The following is an 11,596-nucleotide window of genomic DNA, read 5'->3' on the forward strand; positions in this document are numbered from 1 at the left end:
ATGTTCGGCACCAAGCTCTATCGACGTCCTCCGGACGGGCACCAGCCCCGATTTTCCCGGCCACGGGGCGGGACCGACAGGGCCCGGGATGACTATCAAGAGGCGCTCGTGGCGGGCAAGCGCGGTGCGACGCGGTTCGGCTGCGTGATGCTGCTGAATTCCATACGTAGCACGGCGGGTTCCCCGGGGGCCGGGTCAAGCTTCCGGGCGAGGCCGTGGAGTTCGTCGCCCGGCAGGTACAGGTACCCGCTGCGCGCCGCTTTTACGGCGCTCGAGGAAGCGGCCGCCTGACCCGCAATGGCATCGCGACCTGGTCCGGCTTCACCGAGCACCACCTGCGCGCGCTTCAGCTGCCGGTCAGCCTCGTCGTGGCCGACGCCTTCGACCACGCCCTCGCCGGTCGCGGGTCCCTCGCTGAACAGCCGCACTCGGCTGGCAGATCCACGCCTCCGCACCCCTGTACTGCGCCGAACTTCTCCTTGCCGCCCGCGAGCTCGCCCGCCTGCTACACCCCGGCGCCAGGATTCCGGACGCATGCCTGGCCGCCAGTGGGGGAGACCCCGCTGGTGGCGGCAGTTGAGTCGACCGACCTCGACGATGTGGCCAGCATGGCAGCGGTGACTGAGCACGTGCGCGGCCGACTCGTCCGCGAAAGTTCCGCCGTCCGTCGACAGTTCTGGGTGGTGCCCATGAACAGCAGCGATAGCGAAGCGTGAACGGAGTGCTAATAGAGTGATCACATGTCTGCCACGTTGAGTTCCACGAGAACCCGCGCCGCACTCCGCGCATCGGCGCGCATCTCCGCCGAGTTGCTGCTGGTCCTCGTGATGGCTGCGGTGGCCCTGTGGGTTCTGGGCCGGATGTGGTCAGTCGTCTGGCCGCTCGTAGTCGGCCTGCTCCTCACCACGCTGACCTGGCCCCTCACCCGTTTCCTGCGCCGGCACGGGTGGCGTCCCGCCCTGGCCGCTTCGGCCGTGACCGTGTTGTTCCTCCTCGTCGCCACGGGCATCGTGGCGCTGATCGCGGTGCCAGTGGCGTCCCAGTCCGGCGAGCTGACCACCGGCGTGACCGAAGGCATCCACAAGGTGCGCGAGTGGGCCGCCGGGCCGCCGCTGAACATCGGCGACGACCAGATCACAGGTACCGTCGACGATGCGGTCGCCCGCATTCAAAACAGCGTCGGCAGCATGGTCACCGCCATCGTCACGGGGGTGAGCACCGTGGTCAACGGCGTGGTCACCGCCGTCCTGGCGCTCTTCCTGATGTTCTTCTTCCTCAAAGACGGCCCGCGGTTCCTGCCGTGGCTCACCCGCCAGCTTCCCGGCCGGCTCGCCACCGACATCCCGACCGTGGCCGCGCGCGGTTGGGACACTCTGAGCGCATTCGTGCGTTCGCAGGCAGTCGTGGGCCTTCTCGACGCCATCTTCATCGGCCTCGGCCTGTGGGTCCTGGGGGTACCACTGGTGCTCCCGCTGGCGGTGTTGACGTTCGTCTCCGCGTTCGTGCCGATCGTGGGTGCCCTGTTCGCTGGTTTGGTGGCGGTGCTCATCGCGTTGGTCTCGAACGGCCTGACGGACGCGCTGATCGTGCTGGCGATCATCGTCGTGGTGCAGCAGCTCGAGGGCAACGTGTTCCAACCCATGATCCAAAGCCGCGGGCTCGGCCTACATGCGGCGGTGGTCCTGATGGCGGTGACGTTGGGCGGCAGCCTGGCCGGCGTCGTGGGCAGTCTGCTCGCCGTACCGGTCGCCGCGCTGATCGCGGTGGTCTGGAACTACCTGCGCGAGCAGCTCAGTGACCCGCCGCAGGAGCCGGAGACCGACGAGTCGCACACCGCTGCCACGCTCCCGTCGTGAGAGCCGCGACGCGGCCGAACGGGGGCGGCGTGGTGCATACAGGAGCGTCACAGCCCTTGCGGTCCAATTGCCTTCGCCGACTGGCTGGACCGGCTGCGCCTGCTGGAGATGCTGGGCTTCGAGCGTGCCCGAGGGCCTGGTCCACCAGGGCGAACACGAACGCCTTCGAGATGGCGGTACAGCGCACCTACGTCGCTCGTCCAGGGGCACTGGGTGCACCGGCTGAGGTGCAGAGAGCCGTGGTTGATGAGCGGGAACAGCTCTCGCAGGCGTGGTTCGCGTGAGCGGTCCACGCTATCGCGGGATTGATCAGGTTCTCGCCGTGCTCCAGAATCCTTTGCCACTCGGCGGATACGGTTTCCGGGCTCGGGAGCCCTGGATGTGCGGTTCAGGGAGGGTCGCTGTCTTGTTGTTCGAGTACCAATGAATCGTTTCCCACGGTCGCCAAGAGGGGTCCGGCTCGCACATCAGATCGCCCTGGTACGCGGTACCTTCTTGGCAATGACATTCATCTCCCAGGTCGTTTCCCACCGGGGCCGGGCTACGACGGACCCGGGAGTGTCCCGAAGCCGTCTCATCGGCTGTTCGCCATGCCGTCGAGGGTGACGTGCAGGGGGTCCCCCGGGTCACCCCCGGCAGTCGCCCCCGCGCCACGTTGCTTCGGCCCGCACTCCTGCAGGGGTGTGGGCCGTCGGCGTGGGCTGCCCCGCCGCGGTTTCCCCTTGGTCACCTTCCGAGCCGCCTCGTAGGCGCGCTCATAAGCGGCGAAGTGGGGCAGAGGAGTCACGCGGGAATGTCGGCGCGTCCATGGTTCCGTGACGTTGGCCACACAGCATTTGGCACTTAGGTTGCTGAGTAGTAGATGACATCTTGGCGACATAGCAAGACTTGTCCGTCTTGATGCCGACAAATGTTTTGCAGTGTTTGGTCCTGTTCGCTCCGCTCGGCACTCTCGCCCGTTCGCGCAGCGAACAAGGGCTTCTGACGGAGCGTCAATATCTTCCGGCAGTCCCAGAGCCGGACCAGCACGCCTGTGTGTCCGATTCAAGGGTCGTCCGCGCCTACGAAGCGAGGTAGTACGGACGCTCGTTGCCCTGCCCCGGCCCCGGTTCTAACAATGGCGACCGCAAAGCATCTCAGCAGTTCAGGCGCAGGATCTGCCCCGAGCTGGCATGGCTGCGGCGCAGATCCTGCGCCTGAGCCGTACCGGCTCGGAGCGCCGCGGATATCGAGCGAGGCCACGCATGGGTAAGCACCGTAGGAAGACGTACTACCGGCAGATAGCCATCGCTGTCGTTGCCGTGGGAGCCGTGGGCGTGCCCTCCGCCGCCATGGCCTGCATGAATCTCGAGGAGGATGCGGCCAGGCAGTCCCCCCGCCACTGGAAGGGCGAGGACGCCGAGCAGCGCTGGGCGGGTACCTCATGGGGTCATGAGCGGGAAGCGGGAGGGTGGTGGAAGCACGCGGCGGCGCCGAGTGCGCCGAAGGCCACCGCGACGCCGAGCGCACCCAAAGCCACCGCGACGCCGACCACGCCGAAGGCACCCACGCCGAAGGTGACCGCGACGCCCAGCGCACCCAAGGCGACCGCGATGCCCGTCGCGCCGACGGCCACCGCCCCGGCGTCCGGGGCCACGGCCCGCGTTCTGCAGCTCGTCAACAGCGAGCGCAGCAAGGCCGGATGCTCTCCGGTGACCCTGAACGCAAAACTGTCAAAGGCTGCACTCGACCACAGTAAGGACATGTCTGCCCATACGAACATGTCCCACACGGGCTCCGACGGGTCGAATCCGGGCGACCGGATCACGCGTGCCGGGTACAGCTGGAGGACATACGGCGAGAACGTCGCCTACGGCTACACCACCCCCGAGAACGTGATGACGGGCTGGATGGACAGCCCCGGCCACAAGGCCAACATTCTCAACTGTGAGTTCAAGGAGATCGGCATCGGTCTCGCGCAGCCCGGCAATTACTGGACACAGGACTTCGGAACAGCCCGATAGGGTCACCAGGAATCCGACCATGCCTCCCCGGGCCCGACTGCGGGGACGGCGCGCATCCTTCACCGGATGAACGGCCTCGACCTTCCGCCATCGGGAGGTCCGCCCCGCAGCGTCGGCCGTGGGGCCCGGCGCGGACTCGTAGCAGGCAATGAGCCGGTTATCGTGGCCCGTGGAGCGACGTTCCGGTCTGCTCGACCAGGCCACAACTCCGCTCGAGCGCTTCGTCATCGCCTTGATCGCCGTCCACGCAGTGCCTGGTCTTCGGCGTCGGCACGGGGCGGCCGAACTCGTGGGGAACAGAATTCCTGACTCAGACCGACCGGCAATAGGCGGCCGCTGTGGGTTCGGGAGATGGGCTGGATACAGTGCGGGCACGGGTCCCCGTGATCATGGAGTTCTCTACGCTCAAGTGATCACGAAGGACGGCCGTGCCCGCGCTGCCATCTTGCCTGCTTGAACCCCTCTGGGACCAGTTCGCCGCACTCCTGCCCGCCCGGGGAGAGTTCGTCGCGGACCATCCGCTGGGCTGTCACCGCCGCCGGATCGCCGACCGGACGGTCTTCGAGCACATCGTGCTCGCGCTGGTCCACGGCTCCGGATACGAGCGCATCTCCACTCCCGGATGTTCTGACCGTACGATCCGACGACGTGTCAAAGAGTGGGCTGAACTGGGTATATCCGAAAAGGAGCACGCCCTCGCGCTTGTGGCGTACGACCGGATGATCGGCCTCGGGCTGCGAGAGATCTCAGTGGACGGCTGCGTCACCAAGGCCCCGTCCGGCGGCGAGAAGGCAGGGCGCTCCCTGGTCGACCGGGGCAAGCAGGGACTGAAGCGCTCGGTTGCCTCCGACACGTGCGGCGTCCCGCTCGGGATCGTCTCCGACGGCGCCAACCGGCATGACTCGCCCCTGCTCGGTCCCACCCTGGACGCGGCGAAGGCTCAAGTCGGCGCGATGCCGACGACGGTCAACGTCAACCTCGACCGCGGCTACGACAGTGCCAAGTCCCGTTCACGGTAACAGAGTTGGGATTCACCGCCGAGATCGCACGCAAGGGCGTACCGGCCCCGATCGAGGCAGGCAAGCGCTGGGTGGTCGAGCGCACGCACTCATGGATGAACGACTATGGCAAGCTGCGGCGCTGCACGGAGAAGACCGGCACCACCGTGGACTTCTACCTCTACCTCGCCGCCACGATCGTCACGCTCCGTATGCTGATCCGCCGAGCAACGAGCCGCTACCGCTGGGACGGCCGACCCACGACCCGACGCCTCAAGTGATCCATTTGCCGGTCGGTCTCAGGACACCACGCCGACTGCGAGAAGTCACTGGCCGATAAGGCCATGCTCACCAAGGTCCCGGCTTACCGCGTCGTGGCCCGGAAACTGAATCCCTGCAGCAGGTCGAGAACGGCTCCTACGACACCCGGGAGAAGTCCAAGGTCATCACGACCGGCTCGGGCCAGAAGTGCAAGATCAACGACACCTCCGCACCCGCACGGGTGCGTCGCCGCAGTTGATTCATCAGCTCCGGGGCGCCATGGAGAGAGGCCCATGGCGAAACCCAACAGCCGATCTGCGCCAACCGATGCATTCTCCCGAAATAGCGCTGACGGCCCCGCGGTTGCAACCAGATGGGGTACATGGCTCCAGCACAATGAGGAGGATCCAATGAAGATCGGCATCATCGGCGCGGGCAACATCGGGGGAAACCTCACCCGGCGGCTGACCGCGCTCGGGCACGACGTGTCCGTAGCCAACTCACGCGGCCCGCACACACTGACCGCGCTCGCGGAAGAGACCGGCGCCACCCCGGTCGCCGCAGCCGAGGCGGCGCGCGGCGCCCAGGTCGTGGTGGTGACCGTACCTTTGAAGAACGTGCCCGACCTGCCGGCCGGCCTCCTCGGCGAGGCTGCCGAGAACGTCGCCGTGATCGACACCGGCAACTACTACCCGAAGGAGCGCGACGGGAAGCTCGCCATGATCGAGGATGAGGGGCTGGCCGAGAGCCGCTGGACCGAGCGGCAGATCGGCCACTCGGTTATCAAGGCGTTCAACGGCACCTACGCCCAGGACATCATCGAAAGGCCGCGCCCCAAGGGCGACCCGCAACGCATCGCACTGCCGGTGGCCGGTGACGACGAGGCCGCCAAGAAGGTCGTCCGTGAGCTGATCGATGAACTCGGTTTCGACACCGTGGACGCCGGCGGCATCGAGGAGTCCTGGCGCCAGCAGCCCGGCACCCCCGTCTATGGACTGCGCGCCGGCGTCGAGGAGGTCGCGAAGGCCCTGACTCAGGCGTCTCCGGAACGTTCGGAAGCGTTCCGTGCGTGAGCTGACGTGGAGCGTCACGGCGCGCGGGCGATGGCGACGCTGAGCGGTTCAGGTTCCAGACGGTCACGTGCCGCGGTCGGCCGCGAGCACCGGAGACGGATCTGAACCTCCGTGGCGGAACGTGGGGAGAGCCATCGCCGAGCGGCTCGCGGCCGACGGCGCACGGGTCGCTGCGCGCTGCTGCGGGACCAGTGGAGGAACCTTCCCGGCACCAGTTCCTGTCCGCGGTCGCCGCGCTGCGGGCGGTCCTCGGCTACAGCCCCAGCCCGATCGCCGTGGAGGGTGTTCGACTGGGTGGGGGAGCACCGGAGGGTCCGCCGAGGCCATGACCCGGCCCCCGTGCGCCGTACCCCGTCGCGTTCCCGGACGGCCCGTACAGGGGCGTCGAGGCCCCGCGTCCGGGCCGCTCGCCCTTCCGCCGTCCACGGTGCCGCTGAGGGTTGCTACGGGTGATACCCGAGCGGCCGGGCTGCTCCACCGTCCGGTGGCAAGCGCGCCGAGGCGCCCACGAAAGGGGCATGTGGCTGTACCGCCTGCGCACCGATGACCCGCCGCTGCCCGAAGGCTCCCGTCCGACATCACCGTTCCGGTCTCGAGGGGGTGGACGCCTGGTGGCCCGCAGCAGCAACCCCGAGGGTGGCGAAGTCTTCCATCCGTGCTGTCATCGTCTTCACGCGCGCTGACGGCAGTGAGGAGACTCCGTACGAGGGGCCGTACGCCAAGCCGGCCACGGCGCACGGCCGGATCACCGTCTGGGAGAACCGCATGCGGGACTTCGAGACCGGTAAGTCGTCGGCGGGCGGGCAGGTGGAGAAGGCGGTCACACGCTGGGAGCCGTGGCCGTCGAAGGAAGCGGCCCCGGCAAGCACGGAGGAGAACGCGTGACCGCCCAGATGTCACCCATCGACACGATGCTGGACGCAATGTACGAGACGAACCGCCGGTTCAGGCACGGTGCGTTCTCCGTCCCCTGCCCGGACTGCCACGTCCCCGCTGGCGAACTGTGCCTGGCCCGGCGGAGCGTGCACACCGAGCGCCGCAAGACGTACCGCGCGGGCCTGAAGGACACGCAGCTGGTTTCCCTCCTCGCGGCGCCGGTCCCATGAGCGCGCTCGCCGTCGACACCGCGGCCGCACCTCTGTGGGTTGGCCGCTTGATCATGCGCGCGGCCCTCTGCTGCACGTCGCAGCTGTGCCCGGCGTGTCTGCGGGCGCTGCGCGGTGAGCCGGAGCCGGTACTGGTGGCCGTGATCCCGCCGGTGGTGGTGGCGCGCCCGCCGCGACGCTGCCGGAGCTGCGGGTCATGGGCCTGCATCGCGTCGCTGTGGCGATTCGCCCCGACCGGTGGCGTTCGCTCCAGATCAGAGCCGCTTCAAATTCCGGTCCAGGATCGCGCGGAGCCGGTCCACGTCCGCGGGATCCTGGGCCCCCCGCTTGGGCAGCACTGCGACCCCGGCCGCGCGCTCGCCGCCCAGCAGCACGAAGAGCCCGGGCGTCTCCAGGTACTCCCGGAACACCGTCCAGTCGGTGGTGAAGGACACCCGCTCGCCGGTGCTGACCGCGCCGCGGTCGTCGGCCACCATGCGGCACTGCCCGTACGGCTCCACGATGCTGAATATCCGGCGGGCCATGGTGCGCAGCCCCCGTACGGTTCCCCAGGACGCGATTCCCACGGAGAGCACCAGAGAGATGATCCACACGGGCAGCGCGGCATCGCGGAGCGCCGCGAAGACGACCACAGCGGCCGCCGCCACCAGCGGTGCCAGCAGCCCCTGAAAAGGGGTTCGGGCTGGCGACGGGGCCGTTGCTGAGGTGCGGCTGTGCGGCGCTATTTGGAGTGATGCTCGTCTGCCACGGTCACATTGACAGCGCCATCCTGTACACCGAGGGCGACAACCCAGCGCGGAGAAGACCGTTGGCGACCTGGTCGCGAAGCAAACCAGTCACCGGATTCCGCTCAGCGTCGCATGAAGATCACTTCTGCGGTCAGCGGCTGAGGCGGACCTGCCAGCGTTGCTGACCCTTTACGGCGAGTTGAACCCGGACGAGGGCGCCCAGGCGTCCGCAGGTGCGATTCGGGCAGCCGTATCAAGGCAGCAGGGACGGACCATCCTGGTGGCCGGCGCTGGCGGCACCGCGGCCGGAACGGCGGATTGCATCGTCATGTCTTAGGCCAGTTACTGGCAGCGAGTGACGAGTACGTTCAACACCTTCTACGAAGCCCGACGCCGATGTGCGCCGGGAGGTACAGACGCTCCCGGGCGCGTACGTCCGCCCGGCCGCGGCCGACGGCGGCTACAGCACCGGTACGTACGGCATCTGGACGGACCCGGTGACCGGGAATCCCGTCAAGCAGACCGCGGGCAACGGTCAGGAACGCATCCTGCGCAAGACCTCCGGGATCAAGAACGCGGTCGGGCTGCTCATAGAGCCGGGTCGATCCGCTGACCGAGCGGGAGAAGGAGGACCCGGCACTCAACAACCGGCGCCGGGTCAGCAGCCAACCGGCGGCGCTGGAAGGTCTGCTGGCGTTCAGCGACGAGCGGCGGCGCGGCCGGATCGAGGCCGTGACGGCGAGGGCCAGGGCGACCCGCTTCGAGGACCGGGGCCCCGTGTATCTGGGCGGTGCCGACAACACCCCCGCACCCCCGAGCAGACGACGCTCCAGGACCCACCGTGCGGCTATCGCCTTGATGGCGCCAAGTACGTGGAGGTGAAGGACGAACTGGCGCTGCACGGCGTCAGGTCACAGCCGGACGAGAGCGGCGCGTTCGTACCGTTGCGCCAGCCGCAGCGGGAGCTCGTCCCGCTGCTCCTCGACGCGCGTGCGGCCTATCACCTCGCTTCAGGTGGACCGGGCGCCGCCTGTTGAGGGCTGTGGTGTGCATCACATGTGGTAGGGGGTAGCGGAGAGCGAAAGCAGGTCCCCCAGAACCGTGAAAGGTGCCGCTTGTGTCGCACGACGAACAGAAGCCGGAGCAACGGCGTCGGCTGCCGGTGAGGGCGGCTCTGCCGGGCCGCCACCCGCAGGAGGACAAGCCGCCCGTGACCGACCGGGTGGTGTTCGGTGTGACGGCCGTGCTCACCCTCGCCTTCGTGGTCTGGGGGTCCGTCTCCACCAAGGCGCTGGAGAGAGCATCCGACACCCTGCTGAACGGCCTGATGCACAACGGCGGCTGGGCCTTTGTACTGGCCGCCTCCGCCTTCGTGGTCTTCGCTCTCTGGCTGGCTGTCAGCCGCTACGGCAGGATTACGCTCGGCCAGGAACACGAAGCTCCCGAGTTCCGCACCGTGTCCTGGGTCGCGATGATGTTCAGCGCAGGAATGGGCATCGGCTTGATGTTCTACGGCGTCAGCGAACCGCTCGCGCACTACATCAACCCGCCGCCTGGAACCGACCCCGCAGACTCGGCGGAAGCCATGCAGACGGCCATGGCCACTACGCTCTTCCACTGGACCCTTCATCCGTGGGCGATCTACGCGGTGGTCGGCCTCGCCATCGCGTACAGCACCTTCCGGCGCCGTAGGCGGCAGACGATCAGCGCGGTCTTCGAGCCGTTGATCGGCAAGAAGCGCGCCGACGGCGTACCCGGCCGGGTGATCGACATTCTCGCGATCTTCGCCACGCTCTTCGGCTCCGCAACCTCCCTGGGCCTCGGCGCTCTACAGATCGGCAGCGGATTCAGGGAACTGGGCTGGATGGAGAAGGCCGGCACCGGACTGCTCGTTTCCATCATCGCGGTACTGACGGTCGCTTTCGTGTTCTCGGCCGTCTCCGGTGTCGAGCGGGGAATCCAGTGGCTGTCCAACACCAACATGGTGCTGGCCGTGGTGCTTGCCGGGTTCGTCTTCATCGCCGGGCCGACCATCTTCGTCCTTGATCTGCTGCCCACGTCGATCGCCGCCTACCTCGGTGATCTGCCGCAGCTCGCGGGCCGTACCGAGGCCACCGGGGGCGAGGGCGTCGCAGACTGGCTGAGCAGCTGGACGGTCTTCTACTGGGCCTGGTGGATCTCCTGGACGCCATTTGTCGGCATGTTCATCGCCCGTATCAGCCGTGGGCGCACCATCCGTCAGTTCGTCGGCGGCGTGATCCTGGTTCCCAGCACCGTCAGTCTGATCTGGTTCGCCATCTTCGGCGGTACGGCGATGAGGCTCCATGAGCGCGGACGGCTCGGGGAGGAGACAACGCCCGAGGGCCAGCTCTTCGGCGTTCTCCAGCAGTTCCCGATCGCGGGCGTGATGAGTCTGCTGGTCATGATCCTGGTCGGGATCTTCTTTGTCTCCGGGGCCGATGCCGCCTCGATCGTGATGGGCACGCTCTCCCAGGAGGGCACTTTCGAACCGGCCCGGCTAGTCGTCGTCTTCTGGGGCGTGGTGACCGGTGGTGTGGCGGCCGTGATGCTGCTCGTCGGGGAAGGCAAGGGCGACGCCCTGGCGGGTCTGCAGCATCTGACGATTCTCGTCGCCGCTCCGTTCGTCTTCGTGATGATCGGCATGTGCATGTCCCTCATGCGCGATCTGCGCCTGGACCCGCTGATCATCCGTGGCGAGGTCGCCGAGGAAGCCATGGAGACGGCCGTGATCGCGGGGCATGAGAAGTACGCGGGTGAGTTCGAGATCCGTATCGGACGGGCGCCCGAGGCCGACAAGGGCACCGAATCCGGTCCTGAACCGGGGACGGGGACCGAAGGCGATCCCGGGGCCGGAGGCGGTGCCAAGGGTCCCTGACGAACTTCGTCCGCGTCCTCCGCTGCCGAGTCGGGTACCGCCGTCGTCGCGCGGCCTGCTGGTCGCCGTGTCGGTGCCGCTGACGGCCGTCGCGCTCAGCGACGTGTTCGCAGTCTGGGCCGGCCTTCGGACGTACACGTCGATCGGCGAGGACCGGGGGTTGAACTGCACTCGTTCTAGTGAAGAGTGAGTGATCATGAGCGTTTATGAGTGAGCACTCTGTACGGTCGGGATTGTGAATCTGACCGAGTGGGCGAGGGCCCAGGGTGTCCACCCGCAGACCGCGCGTCGCTGGTTCCGTGAAGGAACATTGCCGGTGCCCGCGATGCGGGTGGGTCCGCGCACGATCCTGGTGAACGTCGAGGCCAGCCAGGCCGTCGGCGTCATCGGCGGCGTGGGCCTGTATGCCCGGGTCTCTTCCCACGACCAGAAGGCTGACTTGGAGCGGCAGACCGCCCGGCTCGCGGAGTGGGTGGCGAAGGCCGGGCACCGTGTCGTGCGCGTCGAGTCCGAGGTCGCCTCGGGCATGAACGGCGGGCGGGCGAAGGTCCGGCGCCTGCTGGCCGACCCGGCCGTGACCACGGTGGTCGTCGAGCACAAGGACCGCCTCGGGCGGATGAACGTCGAACTCGTCGAGGCCGCGCTGGCCGCGCACGGACGTCGCCTGGTCATCCT

The 11,596-nt window shown here is 67.9% G+C and carries 10 protein-coding genes and 2 pseudogenes; 9 read left to right on the forward strand and 3 right to left on the reverse strand.

Going from position 1 to position 11,596, the window contains the following annotated elements:
- Positions 1-95: 95 nt before the first annotated feature.
- Complete coding sequence (locus AB0M62_RS34360) at positions 96-428, reverse strand: hypothetical protein (RefSeq protein ID WP_366078255.1); 333 nt, start codon at positions 426-428, stop codon at positions 96-98.
- Positions 429-740: 312 nt separating this feature from the next.
- On the opposite strand from AB0M62_RS34360, the gene AB0M62_RS34365 reads away from it, so the two are divergent.
- On the forward strand, positions 741-1,856 hold the full coding sequence (locus tag AB0M62_RS34365; RefSeq protein ID WP_366078256.1) for an AI-2E family transporter: 1,116 nt from the start codon (positions 741-743) through the stop codon (positions 1,854-1,856).
- A 47-nt stretch (positions 1,857-1,903) separates the two neighbouring features.
- Here the strand turns inward: AB0M62_RS34365 and AB0M62_RS34370 are convergent, their stop codons facing one another.
- Positions 1,904-2,200 carry a DUF6193 family natural product biosynthesis protein gene (locus AB0M62_RS34370; RefSeq protein ID WP_366078257.1) on the reverse strand — a complete coding sequence of 99 codons (297 nt, stop codon included), beginning with the start codon at positions 2,198-2,200 and terminating at the stop codon, positions 1,904-1,906.
- A gap of 900 nt (positions 2,201-3,100) precedes the next feature.
- Here AB0M62_RS34370 and AB0M62_RS34375 point away from each other — a divergent pair.
- The 5 genes and pseudogenes from AB0M62_RS34375 (at position 3,101) to AB0M62_RS34395 (ending at position 7,297) form a co-directional block, all read left to right on the forward strand.
- Positions 3,101-3,859: a CAP domain-containing protein gene (locus AB0M62_RS34375; protein ID WP_366078258.1), complete on the forward strand. Its 759-nt coding sequence runs from the start codon at positions 3,101-3,103 to the stop codon at positions 3,857-3,859.
- A 428-nt stretch (positions 3,860-4,287) separates the two neighbouring features.
- Positions 4,288-5,138, forward strand: a pseudogene (locus AB0M62_RS34380) (IS5 family transposase).
- A 273-nt stretch (positions 5,139-5,411) separates the two neighbouring features.
- Positions 5,412-6,191 (forward strand): NAD(P)-binding domain-containing protein, encoded by a 780-nt coding sequence (locus tag AB0M62_RS34385; protein WP_366078259.1) that lies wholly within the window; start codon positions 5,412-5,414, stop codon positions 6,189-6,191.
- A 636-nt stretch (positions 6,192-6,827) separates the two neighbouring features.
- Positions 6,828-7,076: a hypothetical protein gene (locus AB0M62_RS34390; protein WP_366078260.1), complete on the forward strand. Its 249-nt coding sequence runs from the start codon at positions 6,828-6,830 to the stop codon at positions 7,074-7,076.
- Entirely contained in the window at positions 7,073-7,297 is a 225-nt protein-coding gene (locus AB0M62_RS34395) for a hypothetical protein (RefSeq protein ID WP_366078261.1), read from the forward strand. Before AB0M62_RS34390 ends, AB0M62_RS34395 begins: the two co-directional genes overlap by 4 nt.
- A gap of 254 nt (positions 7,298-7,551) precedes the next feature.
- Here the strand turns inward: AB0M62_RS34395 and AB0M62_RS34400 are convergent, their stop codons facing one another.
- Positions 7,552-7,944 carry a YcxB family protein gene (locus AB0M62_RS34400; protein WP_366078262.1) on the reverse strand — a complete coding sequence of 131 codons (393 nt, stop codon included), beginning with the start codon at positions 7,942-7,944 and terminating at the stop codon, positions 7,552-7,554.
- A gap of 488 nt (positions 7,945-8,432) precedes the next feature.
- Between AB0M62_RS34400 and AB0M62_RS34405 the strand changes: the two are divergent.
- The 3 genes and pseudogenes from AB0M62_RS34405 to AB0M62_RS34415 all read left to right on the forward strand — a co-directional run.
- Positions 8,433-9,062: pseudogene (locus AB0M62_RS34405) on the forward strand (carboxypeptidase); the annotation flags it as partial.
- A gap of 125 nt (positions 9,063-9,187) precedes the next feature.
- Complete coding sequence (locus AB0M62_RS34410; protein ID WP_366078264.1) at positions 9,188-10,921, forward strand: BCCT family transporter; 1,734 nt, start codon at positions 9,188-9,190, stop codon at positions 10,919-10,921.
- Between the two features lie 235 nt (positions 10,922-11,156).
- Positions 11,157-11,596 (forward strand): IS607 family transposase (locus AB0M62_RS34415; RefSeq protein ID WP_366078263.1); only part of this gene is annotated, 440 nt, incomplete at its 3' end.

Source organism: Streptomyces sp. NPDC051219, from assembly GCF_040682335.1.
GTDB lineage: Bacteria > Actinomycetota > Actinomycetes > Streptomycetales > Streptomycetaceae > Streptomyces.

Bases quoted from the DNA above. Each gene is read 5' to 3' on its own strand.
- AB0M62_RS34385 (WP_366078259.1), top strand. From the start codon at position 5,412: ATGGCGAAACCCAACAGCCGATCTGCGCCAACCGATGCATTCTCCCGA.
- AB0M62_RS34375 (WP_366078258.1), top strand. From the start codon at position 3,101: ATGGGTAAGCACCGTAGGAAGACGTACTACCGGCAGATAGCCATCGCT.
- AB0M62_RS34365 (WP_366078256.1), top strand. From the start codon at position 741: ATGTCTGCCACGTTGAGTTCCACGAGAACCCGCGCCGCACTCCGCGCA.